The following is a 24,496-nucleotide window of genomic DNA, read 5'->3' as shown; positions in this document are numbered from 1 at the left end:
CTAAAAAAGTAACAAACAAATGAACAGAAATCTACTAAGATTCGGACTACTATGCTTAGTCCTACTCGTTTCAGTCGTTACAAAGGCGGGTGATTTCCGAGACATTAAACTCGACTTGGCAGGCGGCAGTTTATTTACTGCTGATGAAATGTCAACTAAGTCGGCTACGTCTTTCGGAGTCTCAATAGCCACCGACGGAAGCGCGACTCGTGTTGCGGCAGATGCAACGGATGCTAATGTTGCGATTTCATGCAAGTATCATGACAATCAACATGGAGTGACCAACTTCAAGGCAACAGTCCCTGTAACAGGTCCCGTAAAAATCACAATGGGTAATTGTACCTATGGTAGTACTGCCACTGTAAAAGACGCACAAGGAACCACCATCGGAACAATTAATGTAAAAGAAGCAGGAAATTGCTGGCATGGAAACAAAACCGCCAATGTAACCTCTTGCGTTTACAAAGGCACAGAAGCCACTACCCTTACTATAGAAGGTGGAGGCTATGTTCCTTATTTGGCAGTTGAGGCAGTAAACGCTGCTGACTTGGCAAGTGACATTACCCTCACTTATTCTTTGGGAACGACGACAGCAGAAGGAACACTCCCTGCAAACGCGACGGTAGAAGTGGGAAGCAGTTATACTCTTCCTGTCAATACCACTCTTTACGTTGCTGGCTGCACTTTGACAGGCTGGACAGATGGCACCAACACCTACAAGCCTGGTGAAACCATCACTGCTCCAAGCGCAAGCGCTACGTTGACTCCTGTCTTTACAGCCAACACCAAGTCGCTTGCCAACCGCACAGAGGCAACTACCCTCACCTATTATTTCGGACACAAGAATGGTGCGCAGGATATCAACTATGAAGGAAAGAAAGGCATTTTGGTAACCCAGGCGACTGTCGATGGTAAAAGCATTGATGTAAAGATTGACCTTGATGGAACACCAAGCGGAGCTAAGTTCAACAATGCAGGTCGTGCAGACCAATGGGCACAGATGAATGCAAACAGCATCATCACCGTTCCTTCTTGCAAGGGTGCAACCATTGAAATGGCTGCATACGACAACATCACAACGACAACAATTGATGGTCAGGCAGAATATACACCGGGTACAGTCATCAGCCAGACCATTGCGTCAAGTGCTGAAACTGTGGACATCGTCATTGGCGATGGTTCATACTATAGCTATTTGAAGATTACCCTTCCTGTCGTTGCAAGCAAACCTGCTGGCAAGACTTTCAACAATGAGGCTGCCAGCGTCGTATTTGCTATGAACGACCTCAGTAATGCAAGTGCCAACACAACAGCTCCTACTGATGCTTTCAGCACCATTGCATTTGATTACGGAGCAAACTTATCTTTGAAAGGAATTCTAGAAATTACCAAGGCGGATGGTACCGCATCAGGTATCAATGGTCTCAAAATAAATAATGACTCAGGAAAGAAGGAAACAGAAATCAACTGGTTTGTTCGTCCTGCAGCAGGACTTACTTTCACCCCTAACAAGGTGAGCGGTTATGTAAACCGCTGTGGTACAGATGTTGAAAACGGAATCGTTATCAGCGCCCATAAGGCTAACGGAGAAGTGGTAGCACTGGGCACCTATACCGCATGGCGTCAAGGAAAGGCTACATCAAAACAGCCATATGATAAGACCGCTATCCATCAGTTTGAAATCACACTGACAGCAGAACAGCAGGCAGCCTTGGCTGGTACCGAAGGCTTCTATCTGACATCTACTATCGGTGTAGCTTCTAACAAGCAGGCAGTTTTCGGTCCTGTCACTATCGAAGGCACCGTCAACGGAACACTCGTAGCAGTGAACAAATACAAACTCTCTGCAGTTGCCAACCCTGAAGGCATCGCAGACGTTACCGTCTATCCTAAGTCTGACGAATATCAGGAGAACGACGAGGTAACACTGACTGCAGCCGATAAATTCGGTTATAATTTTGTCAACTGGACAGACAAGAATGGCACAGTGCTTTCTACTGAGAGCAAATTCAAATACACCGTGACAGAAGACCAGACTCTCACTGCCAACTATAAGAAGGTAAAGACCTATGCGCTCGACATAAACGTAGAAGGTGGCGCCAAGGACTATATGGTGACTCTCTCTCCTGCCCCAGAGATGGTAGATGGCAAGAAGATGTATGAAGAAGGTACAGAGGTAACTCTTACCGCAACAGGAAACGACATCATCGACTTCAACAACTGGAGCAATGGTGAGACAACAGCAGAAATCAAGACGACGATGAATGCAGACCAGACTTTCACTGCCACATTCTCGGCCAAGGACTACATCGTGGCATGGGACTTCTATCAGGAAGGCAAGGAAGGTCGCACTGCCGACTTTGCTGCAGCAGACAATGACGCTGTACAGCTCGTACTCCGTGATGCTGAAGGCAACTCATACGGCTGGCTCGACAAGAGCAACACGGCTGGTGGTTACGAAGGCAAGAATGCAGCTGTCAACTGGACCAAGACTACAACAAAGGCTCTGGGTGAAACCTACTGGCAGACCAAGTTCAACGCCACAGCATTCACCGACATCAAGGTAAAGAGCAGCATGCTCTACAACTATAATGCTTACGAGACCTACAATGTAGAGTACTCTCTTGATGGCGAAAAATGGACCAAGGTTGGCGCCATCACGATGCCAGGAGCCAAGGCTTGGACTGTAGGTGAGTTCACTCTCCCTGCCGATGCCAACAACCAGGCTGCAGTATTTGTTCGCTGGATTGCCGACAAGACTTCATCTGTCAAGGGAACAACAGGTACCAACGACGGTATCGCTCTCGCTCAGATCTATATCACAGGTACAGCCAAGCTCTTCGATGACGGCACAGCTCCTGTTCTCCAGAGCCAGGTACCTGCAATAGGTGCAACCAATGCTTCAGCCAATGGTAAGATTGTATTGACCTTCGATGAGAAGGTAAAACTGACTGAAAGTGCCAAGGCAACCCTCAATGGTCAGGAGTTGACAGGTACCGTATCTGGCAAGACCATCACCTTTGCCTACAAGGGTTTGAGCTACGCTACAGAATATACCTTCGCACTCGCTGCAGGTTCAGTAGCCGACTTGACAAACAATGCTATCCAGAGCGACATCACCTTCAGCTTCACCACCAAGGAGAAGCCTGCAGTGACCAAGGCTCTCTATGACTTCATCGTACCAACAGACGGTTCATTCACTGAAGCTCTCGCAGCAGCAGCCAAGCGTGCTGATACCAGCAAGCGTTTCCGCATCTTCATCAAGCAGGGCGACTATAAGATTCCTGCCAACCCGAACAGCATGGTGACTGGTATTGATGGCAAGCAGTATCCAAGTGCTACCACCTATATGAATACTCCTAATGTATCTATCATCGGTGAAAGCAATGAGAATACTTCTATCACCAATACCGTACCTGCAGTAGAAAGCAGCAATGGCTACAATATCGCCAACGTATTGGAAGGTATCGGACGTGGTGATGTATTGAGTTTGGAAAGCGGTGCTACAAACACCTACTTCCAGGACATCAAGATGTACAGCAGTATGGGCGACGGCAAGGGTCGTGACATTGTACTCAACGATAAGAGTAACAAGACTATCTGTAAGAACGTCAACCTCTGGGCTTATCAGGACACCTACGTATCCAACAACCAGAAGGGCCGCTTCTACTTCGAGGGTGGTATCCTGCGTGGCAACACCGACTACCTCTGCGGTAAGGGTGACGTATATTATAATAATGTAGATCTCCTGATGTGTGGCACAGGCTATCTCGCCGTTCCTTCACAGCCTACCAAGTATGGTTACATCTTCAAGGATTGTACCATCAAGGACGGATCAAGCACAGGTATCAACGGCAAGTACAAACTCGGTCGTCCTTGGGGCAAGGGCACTCCTATCGCTCTCTTCATCGACACCAAGATGGAAGTGATTCCTACAGCAGCAGGTTGGGACGAGATGAGCGGTGGCTATCCTAAGCGATTTGCTGAATACAACTCTACCACAGCTACAGGCACTGCAGTAGACCTGAGTGGAAGAAAACAGGTTTATGATGCCTACGATGCAAAGGATGGAAATAACTATACCAACCGTCGCAACGAGACAGCAGAAAGTCCTGTCCTCACAGCAGAAGAAGCTGCATTCTACACTATCGAAACCGTTATGGGCGGTGATGATGACTGGGATCCAACTGCTGCCACCGAACAGGCTTCAGCTCCAACTAATGTGAAGATTGCTGGTAACAACCTGACATGGGACAACAGCAACTATGCTCTGCTCTGGGCAGTATGCAAAGACGGCAAGGTGGTTGACTTCACCGTTGAGCCTACCTACAACGTTGACGATGCTTCTGCTACATGGAGTGTCCGTGCAGCCAACGAGATGGGTGGTCTTGGCGAGGCTACCGTAGCAAGCACCAGCACCGGCATTGAGAGCATCGCAACTTCTTCCGATGTTTTGAGCACCAAGATCTACTCTGCCGATGGTGTTCAGGTAAGCAAGTTGCAGCGTGGCATCAACATCGTCGTAAAGACCATGACTGACGGTAGCAAGAAGACCAGCAAAGTGGTACTGAAGTAAAAGAAACTTCTGAATAAATAAAAAAGGTGCAATGCCCGTTCGTGGGTGTTGCACCTTTTGTTTTTTATACGTAAAAATTTTTTTTACGCAAATATTGAAAACGTTTACGTAGATTTTAACACACCATATTTATTAAAAAACCAAAAAAGATAGTATCTTTGCAGCGAAGAAATATATTTTTTTACTAATCTAACCAAATAAATGTATGTCTGGTAATTTAAAACAAATTAGAATTGCGTTGGTTAGCATCATGCTGTTTTTTGCAGCAAGCCTATCTGCGCAAACCGTAAAGGGTACAGTTATCGACAATACGGGCGAGCCAGTTATCGGCGCCTCTGTCTTCGAGCAGGGTGTGCAGAGCAATGGCGTTGCTACCGATATTGATGGTAATTTCACCTTAACATTGAAAGGCAACAGTAAGAAACTGAAGATTTCATACATCGGTATGAAGACTCAGATCGTGAATGTTGCAGGTAAATCAACCGTTTCCGTTAAGCTCGAGGACGAGTCCAACAGCCTTAACGATGTTGTCGTTATCGGTTACGGTACTGTAAAGAAGAAGGACTTGACAGGTTCTGTGTCTTCCATTTCTTCTAAGGAAATCGCCAACGTTCCAGTTTCTAACGTCAGCGAGGCCATGACAGGTAAGTTGGCTGGTGTGAACATCACCACAACTGAAGGTTCACCTGATGCTGATGTGAAGATTCGTGTACGTGGTGGTGGTTCTCTGTCACAGGACAACTCTCCTCTTTACATTGTCGATGGCTTCCCTGTAAGCTCTATCAGCGATATCGCTCCCAGCGAAATTGCAACCATCGACGTTTTGAAGGATGCCTCTTCTACAGCTATTTATGGTGCCCGTGGTGCTAATGGTGTTATCATCATTACTACCAAGAGTGGTTCTGAAGGTAAGACTCAGGTAAACTTCAACGCATCTTACGGCTGGAAGAAGAACGCAAAGGAAATCGAAGTTCTCAATCCTTATGAATTCGTACTCTACCAGTACGAAACTGCAAGCGCCAGCAACAACCCATCAAACCTGGGTGGTAGCAACTATGGTAACTATGCAGACTATGACATCTGGAAATCAAGAGCAGGTCACAACTTCCAGGATGAGGTATTCGGTCGTACAGGTACACAGGCTATCTACAATGCCAACGTAAGTGGTGGTAGCAAGGACTTCAAGTACAATGTAAGCTATGCTCACAATCAGGAGAACAGCATCATGGAGAAATCTGGCTACAACAAGGACAACATCGGTGCTAAGTTGCAGGCCAAGCTCAACAAGTGGCTTACATTCGACTTTAATGCTCGTATGGCATACCAGAAGATCAAGGGCCTTAGCGGTGGTGCTGACACCAATGATAGCAATGCAGCCAACTCAACCGTAGCACAGACCATCACCTTCGCTCCTATCCAGGAGTTGGTATCTGCTGATGAAGACGAGGAAAACTCATCTTCTTCACGCCGCTCACCAATGGAGCGTCTGGATGGTACTTACAAATTGCAGACACGTTTCCAGCAGAACTACAATGCTGCTCTGACATGGAAACCATTCAAGCACTGGACAGCCAAGACCGAGTTTGGCTATGGCTGGAAATACTATGACACAGACCAGGCATGGACTGCTTTGGCTGTTAACAACTCTAAGTTTGGTCACAATGGTCGTCCTCAAGCTCAGTTCGTACGCGACACATACAAGTCATGGCGCAACGCCAATACTTTGACTTATGACAACAATAAGCTCTTCGGTGGCCGTGATCACCTGAACGTATTGATTGGTCATGAGTGGAGCTCTGATATGCAGACTACACGTACCAGCACATCAGTAGACTTCCCTGTTGATTTCACTATCGATCAGATTCTTTCTTTCACCAATACAGCAGAAAGCACTCTTGGCAACGAGGTAGACATCAAGGCTAAGGACAATATGCTTTCTTTCTTCGGTCGTATCAACTACACCTTGGCAGACAAGTACTTGATGACCTTCACTCTGCGTGAGGATGGTTCTTCTAAGTTTGGTAAGGGCAATCGTTGGGGCTTGTTCCCATCATTGGCTTTGGCATGGCGTATGTCTGACGAGAAGTTTATGAAGGGTGCCGACAAGTGGCTCTCTAACTTGAAGCTTCGTCTCTCTTTGGGTACAGCAGGTAACAACCGCATCCCTTCTGGTATGCTTTCTCCTACTTATGGCGTGGCTGATGCTGCTGGCAAGCACCCAGGCTTCAATGAGGTGAACACTGGTATGCTCGAGTCTTATAAGGCTAACGGCAAGACCGTTCTCTACAATCCTAACTTGAAGTGGGAAACCACTACAACCCGTAACTTCGGTATCGACTACGGTTTCCTCCGTGGCCGCATCTACGGTACATTGGACTTCTATTGGAATACAACCAAGAACTTGTTGATGCTTCAGACTTTGCCTTCAGCAACAGGTTATGAGCGTCAGTACCAGAACGTAGGTACTACCTCTAACAAGGGTATTGAGTGGGCACTGAATGCTGCTATCATAGACAGCAAGAAGTTTAACCTCAACTTCAACTTCAACATCTCTTACAACAAGAACAAGATTGACAAGTTGGAAGGTGGCGAGCACTTTGAGACATCAAGCTGGGGTGGTACCAAGGTAACCAAGGGTAATGGTGACTTCCTGCTCGAGGAAGGTGGCCGCTTAGGTGAGCTTTGGGGCTACAAGCAGCAAGGTTTCTATACCGTATTCGACCCTGCAACAGGCACAGGCGACCTTATCTATGATGGTGCCAAGTGGCGCTTGGCTACAGAGGCTGACGGTCATGTAGGTGGTGACGTAAATAACAAATCTTACTCTAAGTTTGGTGGTTCTCTCTATCCTGGTGGTGCCAAGGTAGAATGTGATGAGAATGGTGATCCTGTCTTCCAGCGCTTGGGCAATACCGTTCCTGAAGTAACTGGTGGTTTCGGTTTCGATGGTATGTGGAAGACTAACTTCGGTAACTTCGACTTCAACATCTTCTGTAACTATTCTTTGGGCAACAAGATCTACAATGCTACAGCTCAGGGTGCTTCTTTCTACAGCAATTCTTCTCCAGGTTGGAACATTATCAATGATTACAACTCTAACAATCGTTACACATGGGTAGACCCAGAAAATGGTTTGAACCTCGGTCGTCCTTCAAGGTCAACTGTAGAAGCTTATGGTGGTGTTGAGGGCTTGATGAGCCGTCTCAACGAGATCAACGCCAATGCTAACGTATGGAATCCAGCAGCCAACAGCAATATGGTGATTTTGGATACCTACTTGGAGGATGCTTCATTCTTGCGCATCAACAACATTACCGTAGGTTACACATTGCCTAAGAACTGGGTAAAGAAAGCTTGGCTTGAGAGCGTACGTGTATACTTCACTGCTTACAACGTATACTGCTTCACCAACTACAGTGGTTACGACCCAGAGGTGGACACATCTTCTAAGGGCAATCCTATGACACCAGGTATCGACTACGCAGCTTATCCAAAGAGCCGTTCTTTCGTAGCTGGTATTAACGTGACTTTCTAATTTAGACAAAGGAGAAAACAAAATATGAAAAAGATATTAGGAATAGCAGCACTCTCAATGGGTGTCATGCTGACAAGTTGCTCCGACTTCCTTGATCAGAAAGCTGACTCAGCTCTGGACCAAGAGAACGTGTTCAACTCAAGCTATTTCACAGGTCTTGAAATCAACAAAATTTATGGTGATTTCGGACAGGATAATATGTATGCCAACCGTATGACCATCTCATACGGTGCCAACACAGATACCGAGTTAATCGATGGTTTGGGATCAACCTCAACATCTTCTAACGAGCGTGGTTACATGAACTACAATGGTACTGCAGACGGATGGGCTAACTTGGGTACAACATGGACCAACATCTATGGCTGTATCGAATATTGCAACAAAGCCATCGAGGGTATCCGTAGCAGTTCTATCGCTGAAGAAACAGCCATGAAGCGCTACTTGGGCGAAGTACTGACTCTTCGAGCTATGCTCTACCTCGACTTGGTTCGCCTTTGGGGTGATGTACCTTACAAGACATCTGCTACCAAGCCAGACTTGAGCGATGCCTACGAGGGAAAGACCGACCGTGATGTAATTCTCGATGGTCTGCTTGTAGACTTGGAAGAGGCTTCTAACTTGCTACCATGGGCAGGTACAGGCAACTATACTACCGAGCATGCTACCAAGGGCTATGCTGATGCGCTCTATGCACAGGTAGCACTGACTCGTGCAGGCTATGCTATCCGTGAAAGTGCTAAGGAAGGTTACGAGACTCTCCCAGAGTTCTCAGATCCTACCTACCCTACTCAGCGTCCTGACGAGGCTACCCGTAAGGTATACTACGAGAAGGCTTTGGCTAAGCTGACTGAACTCATCAATAGTGGTAAGCACAGTATGAACCCAAGTTTCAAGAACGAGTGGCAGCTTCTCAATGCGCGTCAACTCGACCAGACTTACCGAGAGAATATCTTCGAGCTTCCTATGTTGCTGAATGTTTCAGGTGAGCTTGGCTATACAGTAGGTAAGCGAATCAAAGGTTCTACATCAGAATTTGGCAAAAAAGGTAACTCTTCTGGTAAGTTGAATACCACAGCTACCCTCCTCTACTCTTACGAGAAAGAGGATACTCGTCGCAACGTAACATGCTGCCCTGTACAGTATGGAGAATTAAATGGTCAAACAGTAGAAGGTTTTGGAGATGTGAAGCCAGACAAGCAGAGCGTGAAGCCATTCGGCATCACTATTGGTAAGTGGCGTCCTGAGTGGATGGGCGAAGAGTGGAAGGCTGCTGCAAAGGCTTCTACAGATAAGGTAACCACTGGTGTTAACGTTGTAAAGATGCGTTACTCACAGGTTCTGTTGATGTATGCTGAGGTAATGAACGAGTTGGCTGGTGCCAATGGCAACTACCAGGGCGATGCAGGCATGACAGCACTTCAGGCTTTGGCTATGGTTCATAACCGTGGTGTGAAGGAAAGCAACAACGATACTTCTATCGAAGGTGACTTCTTGCAGGCTGCTGCCAACCACAACAAGGAGCAGTTCTTGAACGATATCGCTCAGGAGAATGCTTGGGAGTTGACTGGCGAATGTGCACGTAAGTGGGATCTCGTACGTTGGGGTATGCTGGCAAGCAAAATAGCAGAAGCTAAGGCTGAGTATGCTCAGAAATGTATGGAGTGGCCTACCACTATCTACTTCAACTATACCGATGCCACCAAGACTCGCATCGACGAGAGTTCTATCGCTTGGTATGGCTTAGAGAATGGCAAGACCGAGAATGACTATGATAACAAAGCTACAGGTTGTGGTTATAAAGACGAAGAGGCAAGAGACAAATCTGACTCTGAGTATACTAAAAACCTGAAGACCATCAGTGCAGGTCTTGTAGGTACAAGCATCGACGGTACATTAGAAACACCTGACCATGGTGTGAAGAACCGTTACATCTTGCCTATCTACACCAAGACTATTGCCGACTCAAGAAACGCTTTGGCAAACTCTTATGGTTTCTAATCATTAACAAAAGACAACAATGAAAACAATAAAATATTCAGTTTGGGCCATCATGTTGCTCGCTGCAACATTGGTCTCTTGTACTGACAAGATGGACTGGGACATCGACCCAACCTTAGACCGCTGCTTTAGCGCAACATCTCTGTCAGTAGATCCAACAGACACTGAGGCTGAAGTCACCTTCGATGCCGGCATGATGAAGGCAAATGGTGCAGAGAAATTTGAGATTCAAGTGACTACTGCAACTTTGGAAAACGATGAGGCATGGGACAATTCTGACGAGGTGCTTACCTTCGAGACTGATAACAGTCCTTATACCATCACTGGTCTTATCGGCGATACAGAGTACTCACTCCGTATACGTGCGCTCTCTTCTCAGAAGACTGCCAGCCATTGGGTACACTATGCTTCAAGCACAAAGACTACCTTCAAGACCAAGTCAGAACAGATCATGAATGCTGTAGCAAACGCTGATCGTGGCGAAGACTTCATCACCGTATCTTGGGACGCAAGCAAGGCTGTTACCAAGTTGACTGTATCAGATGGTACAGAAGAGGAAGGACAGGAGCCACGCACCATCGAGTTGGATGACGAGGCAAAGGCTGCAGGCCGCTATACCATTACAGGTTTGACACCTTCAACCAATTACACCATCAACATCTATTACAATGACACAAAGCGTGGTTCTGTTACAGCAAGCACTGCAGCTGCAATGCCTGCTGGTGACGAGAAGGTAGAGTTGGATCCATCTATCACAACCATCAACAACGACGTGATTGCAAACATCGTAACAGCTGCTCAGGAGAAGACTGGTAAGACCAATGTTGCTATTACCATCGGTTTGCAGGCTGGTCAGACTTACACTCTGGTTTCTAAAGCAGAGGATGGTACAGATGCCAACGTAAAGATTCCTGAGGGTGCTTCAGTTACATTCTTCGGCTTGGCTGGCGAGAGCAAACCTGTTTTGAACTGGAAGAAGTGCCTCGACATCGCAGGCTCACACGCTTACATCCGTTTCCAGAACGTAAGTATGAAGGATACAGGTTGCCAATACCTCATCAATCAGGATAAAGATGCTGCTGTAGGTGAATTGTCATTCACAGATTGTACATTCTCTGGCTTCGAAAGTTCTGTATTCCGTACAAAGGGTGGTGTAGTTAGCGTTGATAAGATTTTGGTTGACAACTGCGTGATGACTAACATGTCTACTGGTGGTGGTTACCCAGTATTCTACATCGGTCATGTCAACACAAATGTAGGTAAGTTGGAATTGAAGAATTCTACATTCGATACTACAAGCCACAACTTCATCCAGTTGAAGGCTGCTATCTCTGGCGGCGTGACTATCAGCGACTGTACCTTCTACAACAACGTTGCCGGTAGTAAGTATTTCATGGATTCCAACAAGTTGAGCACCAACCTGACTATCATCAGAACTGTTCTTGGTATGTCCATGGATGCAGCAGCAAGAGGTGTCCGCACTACAGGTTCTATTGTTATCAACGAATCTATGCGTGCAAAGGATTGTGTTTACGGTTCTAACGACATCAAGGAGTTCGCTGCAGGCAGCTTGACATCAGATGAGATCTTCACTGATCCTGCCAACCACAACTTCACAATGAAGATAGACGACCGTATCGGTGACCCACGCTGGTACAAAGCAGAATAAGCAAATAGCAAGCATCCACAAGATGCTTCGCTATAACAAACTATAAAGGAAGTGCAATGCTCACATCGGGCATTGCACTTTTTTTGTTGTTTCACTTGGAAGTTACAAAAGAAAAATGTATCTTTGCAGCGAGGTATTAAAATAGTTAAAATATGGCAAGATACATCAACCCTTTCTCAGACTGGTCGTTCAAGAGAATCTTCGGTCAAGAATACAGCAAAGACTTGCTGATAGAATTCTTAAACCAACTTCTCTTAGGAGAACAACACATTACTAATGTCAAGTTTAAGGACAAGGAAATGTTGCCGGAAACAAAAGACCAAAGAGGAATCATATACGATGTCTTTTGTACAACTGACACTGGCGAGCACATTATCGTCGAGATGCAAAACAAAAGTCAGGCTTATTTCATAGACCGCTCTCTGTTTTATGCTTCTAAAACGATAGTTGACCAAGGCGTAAAAGGACAATGGGACTACCATCTTACGCCTGTTTACGTAATCTGCTTCATGAACTTCGATGTAGACGAAAATACACCTAAGAAGTTTAGAACAGACGTTGTGCTGGCAGACAAAGAAAGCGGAGAAGTTTATTCTAACAAAATCCGTTTCATCTACTTGGTGATGCCCCTTTTCAAAAAGAAAGAAGAGGAGTGTAATACGTTTTTAGATTGTTGGATTTATAATTTGAAGCATATGGAGACTTTAGAGAAAATGCCTTTTGAGGCTCAGCACAAAATATTCAAGAGACTGGCAGAAATAGCAGACTCAAAGACCCTGACAAAAGAAGAGCAGGAGAAATACGACAACAGCATGATGGTCATGTGGGACAATTATGCAGTATATAAGCATGCAGAGGAAAAAGGAATAATAAAAGGAGAAGCAAAAGGAAGAGCTGAAGGAAGAGCTGAAGGAAGAGCAGAAGGAAGAGTGGAAGGAAGAGCAGAAGGAGAAAAAGAAAAAGCCAAAGAAATCGCCCTCAAACTTCTTGCTTTAAACACACCAATTGACATCATTTTCCAATCCACAGGTTTATCTATAGAGGAAATCAAGAAATTAAAATCATAAGCGCATAGGAAGTGCAATGCTCACATCGGGCATTGCACTTTTTTTGTTGTTTCACTTGGAAGTTACAAAAGAAAAATGTATCTTTGCAGCGAGGTATTAAAATAGTTAAGATATGGTAACTAACGAAGACAATTATATAAGATTCGACTGGGCGATGAAACGTCTGCTGCGCAACAAAGCTAACTATGTTGTGCTTGAGGGCTTTTTGTCTTCATTATTAGGAAAGAAATTTAAGATTCACCGTTTCTTAGAGAGCGAAAGCAACCAAGAAGACGAGGACGATAAATATAACCGAGTAGATATTCTGGCAGAAAGCGAAAACGAACAGTTGTGCATCATTGAAGTACAAAACAGTCGAGAGCAAACCTATTTCCATCGCATGCTCTATGGAGTTTCTAAAGCGATAACGGAATATATTGGTCTTGGCAAGCCATACGAAGCTGTCCGCAAGGTGTATTCCATCAACATCGTCTATTTTGAACTGGGACAAGGCAAAGATTATGTTTACCATGGCAAAACCGAGTTCGTCGGTGAACACGAACCACATGATACACTTAAACTCTCCATCCGACAGAATGAGAAATTCTTTGGTATCAAAGATGATAAATTGGAGTTAAGGAAGAGTCCTGGTGACTTGTTCCCAGAGTACTACATACTACGTGTCAATGATTTTGACAAGGTAGCGACCACTCCACTTGATGAATGGATTGAATTTCTAAAAACAGGTTCTATCAGTTCAAAAGCCACTGCTGCAGGATTACCAGAGGCACGCGAACGCCTGCGTGTAGATTCACTCTCTCAAAAAGACAAACAAGCCTATTACCGCCATTTAGAAGCAGTTAGACACATGAAGAGCCTCTTCGATACCAGCCGTGACGAAGGATATCAAGATGGTCTAACAGAAGGAAGAATCGAAGGAAGAGCTGAAGGAAGAGCAGAAGGAGAAAAAGAAAAAGCCAAAGAAATCGCCCTCAAACTTCTTGCTTTAAACACACCAATTGACATCATTTTCCAATCCACAGGTTTATCTATAGAGGAAATCAAGAAATTAAAATCATAAGCGCATAGGAAGTGCAATGCTCACATTGGGCATTGCACTTTTTTATTTCATTACCACTCCCCTACTTCCAAAGAACAAGACTGTCTCGTAGATTCATCGAAGAGGAAGTGAACATAAAAGTATTCCTTATACGTAATCGTTTTCGTATAATTTTCTGAGGTTTACACCTTGTTATATATAGAATAATTGTAATTTTGCCATATAATAAATATAAGCCTAATTTATGAACAAGACTTTTTTCAAAAAAATGGTGCTTGCAGCACTTATGACATTACCCGTACTCGCAAAGGCACAGACTACCTTTGCGGGAATCAACGCTGAGCAAAATGCCCAGAACACTCCTGAAGGATGGACAGCAGTTGAGTTACCACAATTGCCAGCCATCACATCAGCAAATACATTTAACATCACTAACTACGGTGCCTCCATATCGGCAGCAGACAACACCAAAGCTATTCAGAAAGCACTGGATGCTGTTCCTACTACTGGCGGTATGGTAGTAATTCCTGCTGGTACATGGATGTTTGGCAGCACAGACCAGATGACAAGTAAGACCGAGGTACTCAGCATCAAGTCTAAGACCGTACTCCACCTTTGCGCAGGTGCCACCCTGAAGCTCGTGGAATATGGTAAGGCTCCTAACAACAAGACAGTATTCATCGGTTGTAAGAACAAGGGCAAGAATGTTACCGATGTTGTTATCGAGGGTGAAGGCGAGACTTCTATCATCGACGGCCAGGGCGCACGCTGGTGGCTGGCAAAAGAGCAAAGCGAGACCTTCAACCCTGGTGCGATGATACGCTTCGAACAGGGTCAGCGTTTCTTGCTCCGCAACTTCAAAATTCAGAATACTCCAGGTGTGAACATCACCATCAGTAATAGCGGTAAGGCAAGTCATGCTACTATTCATGGCGTAACCATCAGCGAACCTGCTTCAGAAGCAGGAAAGGGCAAGGCATCTCATAACACGGATGGTGTCTCTATCTGGGGTCCATACGTCAACATCTACAACTGTAATATCAGCAATGGTGACGATAATGTAGTTTGCGACAATGACGCACAGTACATCCATGTATGGAACTGCGACTTCGGTACAGGCCATGGTGCTTCTATCGGTAGCTATACTAAGAACATCAAGCATGTATGGTTCGATAACATCACCATGAATGGTACCACAGCTGGTATCCGTATGAAGACAGGCATCAATAGTGATGGTACTCTCCGTGGCGGTGGTGAGGAAGACTGGAAGTTTACTAACTTCACTATGACCAAGGTTAAGAACCCACTCTCTATCGACTGCTTCTACGACAAAAACTACAATAGCGATCCTGCGGTAGACAAGGCTAACGCAAGAGCATTGGATAGCACTACCCCAACCTATAATGGTATTTATCTGCAGAATGTGAAGACAACAGATGTTTGCGATGGCAACGCTATCTTCTTTGTTGGTCGCCCTGAGAGCCACATCAAGAACGTGACACTCGACAACGTACAGATATCCGCCAAGAAGGGTATCGATATCCGTTTCGTGGATAATCTCGTATTCAAGAATGGTTCTAAGATTACCGTAAGCAATGGTGCTATCTGGCTCAAGAAGTTTGACTCTACCTACGAGGATCAGTGCAATGCGACATCTACAGGTTCTTCCATTACAGATACAAAGGGGCCTTTTACCTTGAATTCAAAGACCCTAACTGATGCTACTGCAGGAACCTTCAGCAATGGTTTCTCTATCTCTAACGAGAATGGCAAGAAATACGACGTTGGCTCAGGAACTAACTACATCAAGTTTAGTGCTAACCAATATACCATCAACATTCCTGATGGTATTAAGATAGTCAAGATGGATATAGAGGGACGAAACAACTATGATACCGCTGATGCATACATTGGCGAGATTAATTGTGTAAACTATGATGCTACGACCTATATTTTTCCTAAGGATAAAAGCGTAAAGAAATACAGCATCAGCTTTGCAACACCTGTAGAACACACCCTCACCTTTACTCCTAAAGTGAAGCAATGTATATTGGCTATAACGCTCTACAGCGAAGCTTCCAGCAATATAGCTGGCGTGAGAGTTGACAACCAAGCAATGGCAGACAACAATATCTATGACCTCGGTGGCCGTGTAGTGGCACAGAATGGTTCCGAAGGTCTGAAGAAAGGTATCTATATCTTCAACAATAAAAAGTTTGTCGTGAAGTAACCAATGCTCATAACGGCAAGCTTATCACCTATCAATATAGAAGAAACAAAAAGGCAATCTGTTGTTTGACAGATTGCCTTTTTATGTTTATAGGAAATAATACAATTACTTCTTTTCTGCCGTTTCAGCCTTAACAGCAGCTTTCTTAGCTGGGGTCTTCTTGGCTGCAGCAGGAGCTTTTGTTGCAGTCTTCTTAGCTGGAGCCTTCTTAGCTGCAGCAGGTTTCTCGGCACGGAGTTTTTCTGCCTCTTTCTCTATCTTCTCGAGCTTAGCCTGCAGACGGACAATCTCCTTGTCCTTTACCTCGATTTCCTCATCCTGATTTTTGATGGTGGTGAGAAGGCCCTCCAGCTGATCGTTATCCACATCAGAAGGATACAAGTCGTTGACACGATTGAGGAAGTCGCCAAGAATATTCATATAGTTGGTGAAAGCATCGAAAGGATCGCTGTAGATACCACGGTCGAGACCCACATTGCTGGGCTTGGTGGTCATAAAGCGGAAGTTGTTACTTGCCTGCAGGTAATCCCAGTCTTGATTGATACGAGGATCGTTGGCAATGCGGACACGGTCGGCAACACTATAAAGTTTGTTGAAAGCCTCACGCTGCATAGAGTTACCCAACCATGTGCTGACATCGCGCTCCTCGTCTACCCAACTCAGGGTATCAGGAACATTCAACTCGCCTACCGATTTCATCTTCTTGCAAATCTCGATAGGAGTAGAGAAGGTGATGCCCTTCTCCTTGGCGCAAGCTGGCAGAGCCTTCAGGAACTCCAGAATGTTGCTTGACAAGGGCTGGGCAATACCGAGAGCAGACAGCTCCATGAAGATATTGATTATCTGCTCCTCTTGAGGCAGGGCAGCAATCTGATTGATATAGTTGTCGGCGAAGAGAGGATAGCCGTCCCAGTTGCTGTTGTTGAAACGCAGAGAGACATCATCGCTCAGGCGCACATCACGCAGCAAGAGCTTGAGCTTTGGAGCCAGGGCACAGTTGTAAACATAGTGAGGAGACTTCCATCCCAACACATGCTTGGCACCCTCGGTAAGCATGCCGGCAAAACCCATCTGTGAAGCCTGCAAACCGATATCATCGCTATAGATGAGTGAAGAGTTGCGCAGCACCTGTGGCTTCTTGCCAAAGTACTCCTCCATCTTGGCAGCCTGACGCTGTACTTCGGCTTTAAAACTCTCCTCGTTGACGAGAGATGCCAAGCCATGAGAATAAGGTTCGGCGAGGAACTCTACGCAACCAGTCTTGTTGAGATCCTGCAACTTCTCCAACACCTGAGGCGCATGTAGCTCCAACTGCTCCATACCCACACCAGAGATAGAGAAAGCCACCTTGAAATACTGTCCGTTAGCCTTGATCATATCCTCAAGAGCTGTGAGGGCAGGCATATAAGAACGCTCAGCAATATCACTGATATTACGCTCGTTCTCATAGTCATCGTAGTAATAATGGTCGGTACCGATATCGAAGAAACGATACCTCTTCAGATGGATGATCTGATGTATTTCGAAATATAAACAAATTGTCTTCATAAAAAAAATAAAATTTGAACGTTTAACTTCACTCTTCACTTCACACCTACTTCCACCCCAGTGTCTTGAGGTAAAGGTCCTTGATGCGTGCTCCCACCTTCTCCCAGGTTATCTGGTCGACCTCATTTTTGCCTTCCACAGACAGATAGTCGAAGAGACTCTCGTTGTGGCAAATGCTATAGATGGCATCAGCCAGAGCATGAATGTCCCAGTAGTCTACCTTGATACAGTTGGTCAGGATTTCACCACAACCACTCTGCTTGGAGATAATCGTAGGCGTGCCACACTGCATGGCCTCCAAAGGAGAGATACCAAAAGGCTCGCTCACCGAAGGCATGACATAGACATCAGAGTCTTTCAGGCACTCATACACCTGCTTGCCACGCATGAATCCCGGGAAGTGGAAACGGTCGGCAATGCCACGCTCTGCAGCGAGATAAATCATCTGATTCATCATATCGCCGGAACCAGCCATACAGAAACGCACATTGCGAGTACGATGCAACACCATATTGGCAGCCTCGACAAAGTATTCCGGACCTTTCTGCATAGTGATACGTCCCAAGAAGGTTACCACCTTCTCCTTGCCCTTATGGTCAGGACGAGGAATGTCCTGCCACTCCTGCTTCAATGGATAAACAGCATTGTGCATGGCAAAACACTTGCGTGGGTCCTGATGATACTGATTGATGACTGTCTGACGGGTAAGCTCCGACACACACATGATGCAATCGGCGTTGTCCATACCATCCTTCTCGATAGAATAAACAGTAGGGTTCACCTTGCCACGGCTTCGGTCGAAGTCGGTGGCATGCACGTGGATGCACAGAGGCTTTCCACTCACCTTCTTAGCGTGGATACCTGCGGGGAAGGTAAGCCAGTCGTGAGCATGAATGATGTCGAACTCCTCAGAACGAGCCACCACTCCTGCAATGACAGAATAGTTATTGATTTCGTCGTGAAGGTTGGAAGGATATCCACCAGCAAAGCCCATACAGCCGAGGTCATTGACATTCATATAATTGAAGTCGGCATAGATATGATCACGATAACGGAAATAGTCATTAGGGTCCATGATGTTGCCCACACGCTGCTTCACATAGTCATAGTTGACATCGCGCCAGGCTATAGGCACACAGTTCATGGCTACAATTTTAGCGGCACTGCGGTCTTCATCACCAAAAGGATGAGGCAGACAGAGAGTGATATCCACATCGCCCTGAGCATGCAATCCCTGTGAGATACCAAAATTGGCAGTAGCCAAGCCACCAAATACATGAGGAGGATACTCCCATCCAAACATTAATACTTTCATATTGCAGTCCTCCTTATTTAATATTGATATTTTTCAAGTAGTTCGAGCGCACGCAGAATCTCTGCCACATTCATGGCAAAGGAGATAGCACCTCGCCCTGTAAATGGAGGGTTGCCATCGAAGAGCTCGCTGATAGTGCCCAAACAATGGCATGACATCTCATCGTCATAGCCCACCATCTGGCGTTCTACGAAGCTCAGACGTGTACGCTTATACATCTTCAGACTTGCCTCCATATAGAAGCCACCCAGCCATGGCCATGCTGTACCCTGATGATAAGCATAGTCGCGTTGGCTCTGCGGACCTACATAGACAGGGTTGTATCCGCCACTCTTTGGCGAGAGTGAACGCAGCCCCTTAGGTGTAAGAAGCTCTCGGGTACAGATGTCGAGCACACGCTTCTTCTGGTCCTGCGACAATGGAGAGTAGTCGAAGGCTACAGGGAATATCATATTGGGACGAACACTCCAGTCGATCATCTTGCCGTCAACATAGTCGTATAGATAACCATACTCGTTGAGGAAAGTGTCGAGGAACGACTGCTTGGCAAGTTCGGCTGCCTCGAGGAACTGCTGCTGATCTTTCTCCTTGCCTGCCAACTCGCACAGAGAGGCACAGAAGCAAAGGGCATTATACCACAAGGCATTAAACTCGACGATGTATCCCGTACGGGGAACAACAGGATGCCCGTTGGCAGTGGAGTTCATCCATGTCACAGCCTTGTCCTTGCCGTCGGTGTAAAGAAGTCCGTTGGGCATCAGCTTCAGGTTGGGGTGATGATTGCACTTCACATACATCACTACATCCTTGATAAACTTGCCGTACTTCTTGAGGCAAGCTTCTTTTCCTTTCTCCTTGGCATACTGCTGCAAAGCCCATACTGCCCACAAAGGCACATCGGGCTGGTCAATCTCTGCAATATGTACGGTGACAGGCTTGCCCTCCATGAACTCGTAATAACCCTTCATAGCGGTCTTCATCACCAACTCGAAGTAGTCGTCTTCCTCGATGGAGAGTGTCAGACCAGGCAAAGAAATGAACGTGTCGCGGGCACGGCACTTGAACCAAGGATAACCGGCAATGATGTATCGGTCGTCGTTGCTTTCGCGACGATGGAACTGATGGGCTGCATTGACCAGACAATGGAAGAAATTGTCGCGTGGCGCCCGCTCATTCACTTCCTTGTCGAAGAGTGCCTTCAGACTGCGCGATTTGATTTCGGATGTGGAAGCGGCAAAGACGATGGTCTCACCCTTCTTGATGTTCATCTCGAAATAGCCGGGAACATAGAGGTCCTCATTGGAAGCATAGCCGCGCTCCTGCTCCTTGGGATACTCCACACCACGATACCAGTCGGGCTGGAAGATGAAATTATTCTTCTTGGAGAACTGCATGAACAGGTCGGGATAACCGGCATACATACATGTCTTGATGCCATTGTCGACCTCAGCATAATCTCTTGAAGCAGTCGCATTCTCGTGAGTAAACTGTCTCACGCTGCGGAATGCAAGGAAAGGACGGAACCTCAGTGTAGTGGCAGAATGTCCATCCACTAAGGTGTAACGCAATAAAATACGATTCTCATAATGCTGGAACACCACTTCCTTCTTCAGAATGACGCCTCCCACACGATACAACGTGGTAGGAACCTTATCGCAATCGAATTCACGGATGTACTTGTGTCCCATCGGATTGTAGTTGTTGCCTTGATACTTGTGCAGTCCAAGATTGAATTCAGCGCCATGCTGAATCACCGTAACATCGAGCGAGCTCAGGAGCACATGGTTGTCATCGTCCAGTTCTGGAACCGGCACAACCAATAGACCATGATACTTGCGGGTATTACAGTCCACAATCGTAGAGCACGAATAAGCACCAGAGCGGTTGGTACGCAACAACTCCTTGGGCAATGACTCTTGAAGGTTAGTCATCAGGGCCTTTTCGAATTTTAGATAACTCATAGATCTATATTAAGGTTTTAGTTTTTAATACATTACTTTAGATTGGTTCAAAGGTAACGATTTTTTGTTGTATAACAAAGTTTTTTCGGATAAAAATAGTTGAAATTTTGCTTTATCATGTTTTTTTAGCCAAATCAACTTACTTTTTGAGCAAAACAGCATGTTGACAACACCCAGACTGGCAGCCGTCAACCACTTTATACGAAAAAAGAGGAGCAAGTTACCCGCTCCTCTTATCAGGCAGGAATCAGGAAATTGATGACCTCCTGCTCTACCGTTATCTTATAACTACCCTTAGGGGTGTTCATCAGACGGCCATCCACACCGATGAGGGCATGCGAAGCCTCCTTCACCTCCACCTCACGGGTACGGTAAGGATGCACACTGCGATGGTTGAGAAACTTACCACGCACGAAGAGATAGAATCCCTCGAAGAGCTGTGTGATCTGCGGATGATACACCACCGACACATCGAGCAGTCCGTTATAGGGCACGGCGTTAGGTGTCTGCCCATATCCTGAGGCATTGCCTATGCACATGGTCATCACCCTGCGCTGTATCTCATCCTCATTGATCTTGACATGCATCTTGTAGTCGAGGCGCTGGAAAATCATGAGCACAAAAGAAGAGATGAACGAAAGTGTGCGGGAACCCAGGAAGTGATGGGTCTTGCGGCGCAGATTCATGATAGCGGCAATCAAGCCCACGTTGATGCAGTTCAAGAAGTAACGATGGCACTTCTCGTCGCGCTTGTTCGTATAACGGATACAGCCCAAGTCGATTTTCCTGATACGGCGCTGTTTCAACCATTTGATAGTCTGCTCATAATCGCTGTCGGAGAATCCCCAGAAATGGGCGAAGTCGTTCATCATGCCATGAGGGATTACGCCAAGGGCTATCCCTTCACGAGTAGCCTTGTCTACCTGCATCAGACAGTTGACGGCATCATTGAGTGCAGAGTCGCCTCCCACAATGACTATTGTCTTATAGCCATTGTTGATAAACATCTTCACCAACCGTTCCACACTTTTCTGGTTCTCACTCTGCACAAAGTCGTAGTCGATATGCTGCTGGCGCAACACCTTCTCTATCTTGAGCCAGCGTTTTCCTTCACGCCACCCGTTACGGGGGCAATAGAGCAATCCCCACTTGTTTTCATTAACCGCCATGATCTATATTTTGTTTTTTATATTTCAAGATTTACCTGTCCACGTCGCCTGTCAGTTCGAATATCTGTTCCACCTTATCTGCCATGGGCTGCAAGGCGTCCACCCAATGTATGGTAAAGCCTCTGCGCTCCATGCCGCGGAACCATGTCATCTGTCGCTTGGCAAACTGATGTATGGCTATCTCCAAGCCTCGGAACATCTCGTCGTAGGATGTCTTACCTGTCGCATATTCTGTGACAAACTTGTATTCCAAGCCGTAGTATATCAAGTCTTCTGCAGGAATGCCCCTGTCGAGAAGCGATCTGATTTCATCAACCATACCTTCATCAAGGCGTTGCCTCAGTCGGCGTGTAATCTTCTCACGACGAGATTCACGGTCGATGCTCACACCGATAATCAAGGAGTCAACCGATGGCAGCTCCCTCTCGGGCATGGGATGCTCGGCATTATAAGTCTCAATCTCTATGGCACGAATGGCACGCTGGGCTGTGTCGACATCGGTGCGGTTGTGCATATGCGAGCCGTTCCTTGCCTTGAGCTGTTGCAGCATCTCTGTAAGCTCAGCCAGGCTCTTGTCGGCAAGACGCTCACGAAGCAAAGGGTTCTGAGGCACAGGCGAGAGGTGATAGCCCTTGAGTACGGACTCAATATAAAGTCCCGTTCCGCCACAAAGGATGGGCAACCTCCCCCTTCTAAGAACATCCTGATAGGCATCATAGAAGTCTTGCTGATACTGAAAGAGGTTGTACTTGGTTCCTGGCTCGCAGATATCTATGAGATGATAGGGAATCTGCCTGTCCCCTACAGTATAGTCGGCCAGATCCTTACCCGTTCCTATATCCATTCCGCGATACACCTGTCGGCTGTCAGCACTGATAATCTCGGCTTCCATCCCGTCCATACGCGAAGGAAAAGCAGCAGCCAAGGCTGCAGCAAGACTGGTCTTTCCGCTTGCCGTAGGACCCAATATCGTTATCATCGTCTGTTTCATGGTGGCAAAGATACAAAAATTTCTGATATAGCTAAACAAAGAAAGCGAAAAAAAGAAGTTTAGCATCACTTAAAGACCCGAAATAAGGTTTCATACGGGTGTTAAACGCAAAAAAGCCTGGCATTTTGCAATGCCAGGCCTATAATATTGTTGAATATCGCTTCTGCGGTATTACTTCAACTCAGCGAGGTACTTGATAGTACGAACCATCTGAGAAGTATAAGAGTTCTCATTGTCGTACCAAGAAACAACCTGTACCTGATATGTATCGTCGTCAATCTTGCTAACCATTGTCTGAGTAGCATCGAAGAGAGAACCGTAACGCATACCGATGATATCAGAAGATACGATCAGATCCTCGTTGTAACCGAAGCTCTCATTAGAAGCAGCCTTCATAGCAGCGTTGATACCCTCAACAGTTACGTCCTTACCCTTAACAACAGCTATGAGGATAGTTGTAGAACCTGTTGGAGTTGGAACGCGCTGTGCAGAACCGATCAACTTACCGTTCAACTCAGGAATTACGAGACCGATGGCCTTAGCAGCACCTGTTGTGTTTGGAACGATGTTCTGAGCACCTGCACGTGAACGACGGAGGTCACCCTTACGCTGAGGACCGTCGAGAATCATCTGGTCACCTGTGTAAGCGTGGATAGTAGACATAATACCAGACTGGATAGCTGCGTACTTGTTCAAAGTGTCAGCCATAGGAGCCAAGCAGTTAGTTGTACAAGAAGCTGCAGAGATAACTGTATCGGCTGGAGTCAAAGTCTTGTGGTTTGTGTTGTAAACGATAGTAGGAAGATCGTTACCTGCAGGAGCAGAGATAACTACCTTCTTAGCACCTGCTGTAAGGTGAGCAGAAGCCTTCTCCTTAGATGTATAGAAACCAGTGCACTCGAGTACTACGTCAACACCAAGCTCACCCCAAGGAAGCTCAGCTGCGTTTGGCTTAGCATAGATAGTGATTTCCTTACCGTCAACGATGATAGAGTTGTCTGTTGCCTCTACAGTGTGCTTGCCCTCACCGTACTTGCCAGCGAAGCCACCCTGAGCTGTATCATACTTAAGAAGGTGAGCCAACATTTTTGGAGATGTAAGGTCGTTGATAGCAACTACCTCATAACCCTCTGCCTCAAACATCTGACGGAAAGCCAGACGACCGATACGGCCGAAGCCGTTAATAGCAACTTTTGTCATTTTGTTTAATATTTAAATTAATGGTTGAAAATAATTTTTACCTTAATAAGCCTCGAAGCACTTGCCAATGAGCTGAAACATTCAAAAAGCAATACTTTTGAGCAATTTTTTTTCTTATCGAGCGCAAAGTTACTAATTTTTTTCTAACTTTGCACACGAATTGAGTATTAAATTATTTAAAAAAGACTGCATGTT

General features: G+C 46.0%; 13 protein-coding genes. 7 read left to right on the top strand and 6 right to left on the bottom strand.

The window, feature by feature from the left end; genetic code table 11:
• Nucleotides 1–19 precede the first annotated feature (19 nt).
• From P3T48_RS07045 to P3T48_RS07015, 7 genes are all read left to right on the top strand, one after another.
• Entirely contained in the window at nucleotides 20–4,576 is a 4,557-nt protein-coding gene (locus P3T48_RS07045; RefSeq protein ID WP_276506172.1) for an InlB B-repeat-containing protein, read from the top strand.
• A gap of 205 nt (nucleotides 4,577–4,781) precedes the next feature.
• Nucleotides 4,782–8,111, top strand: a complete 3,330-nt coding sequence (locus P3T48_RS07040) for a SusC/RagA family TonB-linked outer membrane protein (protein ID WP_276506171.1) — start codon at nucleotides 4,782–4,784, stop codon at nucleotides 8,109–8,111.
• 24 nt (nucleotides 8,112–8,135) lie between these two features.
• Nucleotides 8,136–10,112 carry a RagB/SusD family nutrient uptake outer membrane protein gene (locus tag P3T48_RS07035; RefSeq protein WP_276506170.1) on the top strand — a complete coding sequence of 659 codons (1,977 nt, stop codon included), beginning with the start codon at nucleotides 8,136–8,138 and terminating at the stop codon, nucleotides 10,110–10,112.
• 19 nt (nucleotides 10,113–10,131) lie between these two features.
• Nucleotides 10,132–11,781, top strand: a complete 1,650-nt coding sequence (locus P3T48_RS07030; protein WP_276506169.1) for a DUF5123 domain-containing protein — start codon at nucleotides 10,132–10,134, stop codon at nucleotides 11,779–11,781.
• A 152-nt stretch (nucleotides 11,782–11,933) separates the two neighbouring features.
• Nucleotides 11,934–12,848 carry an Rpn family recombination-promoting nuclease/putative transposase gene (locus P3T48_RS07025; protein ID WP_276506168.1) on the top strand — a complete coding sequence of 305 codons (915 nt, stop codon included), beginning with the start codon at nucleotides 11,934–11,936 and terminating at the stop codon, nucleotides 12,846–12,848.
• A 112-nt stretch (nucleotides 12,849–12,960) separates the two neighbouring features.
• Nucleotides 12,961–13,908 (top strand): Rpn family recombination-promoting nuclease/putative transposase, encoded by a 948-nt coding sequence (locus tag P3T48_RS07020; RefSeq protein ID WP_276506167.1) that lies wholly within the window; start codon nucleotides 12,961–12,963, stop codon nucleotides 13,906–13,908.
• A 265-nt stretch (nucleotides 13,909–14,173) separates the two neighbouring features.
• Nucleotides 14,174–16,117 carry a glycoside hydrolase family 28 protein gene (locus P3T48_RS07015; protein ID WP_276506166.1) on the top strand — a complete coding sequence of 648 codons (1,944 nt, stop codon included), beginning with the start codon at nucleotides 14,174–14,176 and terminating at the stop codon, nucleotides 16,115–16,117.
• 105 nt (nucleotides 16,118–16,222) lie between these two features.
• On the opposite strand, the gene P3T48_RS07010 is transcribed toward P3T48_RS07015, so the two are convergent.
• From P3T48_RS07010 to gap, 6 genes are all read right to left on the bottom strand, one after another.
• Nucleotides 16,223–17,665 (bottom strand): glycoside hydrolase family 57 protein, encoded by a 1,443-nt coding sequence (locus P3T48_RS07010; protein WP_276506165.1) that lies wholly within the window; start codon nucleotides 17,663–17,665, stop codon nucleotides 16,223–16,225.
• Between the two features lie 46 nt (nucleotides 17,666–17,711).
• Nucleotides 17,712–18,980 (bottom strand): glycosyltransferase family 4 protein, encoded by a 1,269-nt coding sequence (locus P3T48_RS07005; RefSeq protein ID WP_022251983.1) that lies wholly within the window; start codon nucleotides 18,978–18,980, stop codon nucleotides 17,712–17,714.
• A 17-nt stretch (nucleotides 18,981–18,997) separates the two neighbouring features.
• Nucleotides 18,998–20,941 (bottom strand): glycogen debranching enzyme N-terminal domain-containing protein, encoded by a 1,944-nt coding sequence (locus P3T48_RS07000; protein WP_276506164.1) that lies wholly within the window; start codon nucleotides 20,939–20,941, stop codon nucleotides 18,998–19,000.
• A 236-nt stretch (nucleotides 20,942–21,177) separates the two neighbouring features.
• Nucleotides 21,178–22,110 (bottom strand): diacylglycerol/lipid kinase family protein, encoded by a 933-nt coding sequence (locus P3T48_RS06995; protein ID WP_276506163.1) that lies wholly within the window; start codon nucleotides 22,108–22,110, stop codon nucleotides 21,178–21,180.
• A gap of 31 nt (nucleotides 22,111–22,141) precedes the next feature.
• Entirely contained in the window at nucleotides 22,142–23,101 is a 960-nt protein-coding gene (gene miaA / locus P3T48_RS06990; RefSeq protein WP_276506162.1) for a tRNA (adenosine(37)-N6)-dimethylallyltransferase MiaA, read from the bottom strand.
• A 171-nt stretch (nucleotides 23,102–23,272) separates the two neighbouring features.
• Nucleotides 23,273–24,301 carry a type I glyceraldehyde-3-phosphate dehydrogenase gene (gene gap / locus P3T48_RS06985; protein ID WP_022251978.1) on the bottom strand — a complete coding sequence of 343 codons (1,029 nt, stop codon included), beginning with the start codon at nucleotides 24,299–24,301 and terminating at the stop codon, nucleotides 23,273–23,275.
• Nucleotides 24,302–24,496 lie beyond the last annotated feature (195 nt).

Source organism: Segatella intestinalis (genome assembly GCF_029348455.1).
Classification (GTDB): domain Bacteria; phylum Bacteroidota; class Bacteroidia; order Bacteroidales; family Bacteroidaceae; genus Prevotella.
The sequence above is the reverse complement of the archived record's forward strand: the minus strand, read 5'-3'. Positions and strand labels throughout refer to the sequence as shown.

Bases quoted from the DNA above. Each gene is read 5' to 3' on its own strand.
- P3T48_RS07045 (WP_276506172.1), top strand. From the start codon at position 20: ATGAACAGAAATCTACTAAGATTCGGACTACTATGCTTAGTCCTACTC.
- P3T48_RS07040 (WP_276506171.1), top strand. From the start codon at position 4,782: ATGTCTGGTAATTTAAAACAAATTAGAATTGCGTTGGTTAGCATCATG.
- P3T48_RS07035 (WP_276506170.1), top strand. From the start codon at position 8,136: ATGAAAAAGATATTAGGAATAGCAGCACTCTCAATGGGTGTCATGCTG.
- P3T48_RS07030 (WP_276506169.1), top strand. From the start codon at position 10,132: ATGAAAACAATAAAATATTCAGTTTGGGCCATCATGTTGCTCGCTGCA.
- P3T48_RS07025 (WP_276506168.1), top strand. From the start codon at position 11,934: ATGGCAAGATACATCAACCCTTTCTCAGACTGGTCGTTCAAGAGAATC.
- P3T48_RS07020 (WP_276506167.1), top strand. From the start codon at position 12,961: ATGGTAACTAACGAAGACAATTATATAAGATTCGACTGGGCGATGAAA.
- P3T48_RS07015 (WP_276506166.1), top strand. From the start codon at position 14,174: ATGACATTACCCGTACTCGCAAAGGCACAGACTACCTTTGCGGGAATC.
- P3T48_RS07010 (WP_276506165.1), bottom strand. From the start codon at position 17,665: ATGAAGACAATTTGTTTATATTTCGAAATACATCAGATCATCCATCTG.
- P3T48_RS07005 (WP_022251983.1), bottom strand. From the start codon at position 18,980: ATGAAAGTATTAATGTTTGGATGGGAGTATCCTCCTCATGTATTTGGT.
- P3T48_RS07000 (WP_276506164.1), bottom strand. From the start codon at position 20,941: ATGAGTTATCTAAAATTCGAAAAGGCCCTGATGACTAACCTTCAAGAG.
- P3T48_RS06995 (WP_276506163.1), bottom strand. From the start codon at position 22,110: ATGGCGGTTAATGAAAACAAGTGGGGATTGCTCTATTGCCCCCGTAAC.
- miaA (WP_276506162.1), bottom strand. From the start codon at position 23,101: ATGAAACAGACGATGATAACGATATTGGGTCCTACGGCAAGCGGAAAG.
- gap (WP_022251978.1), bottom strand. From the start codon at position 24,301: ATGACAAAAGTTGCTATTAACGGCTTCGGCCGTATCGGTCGTCTGGCT.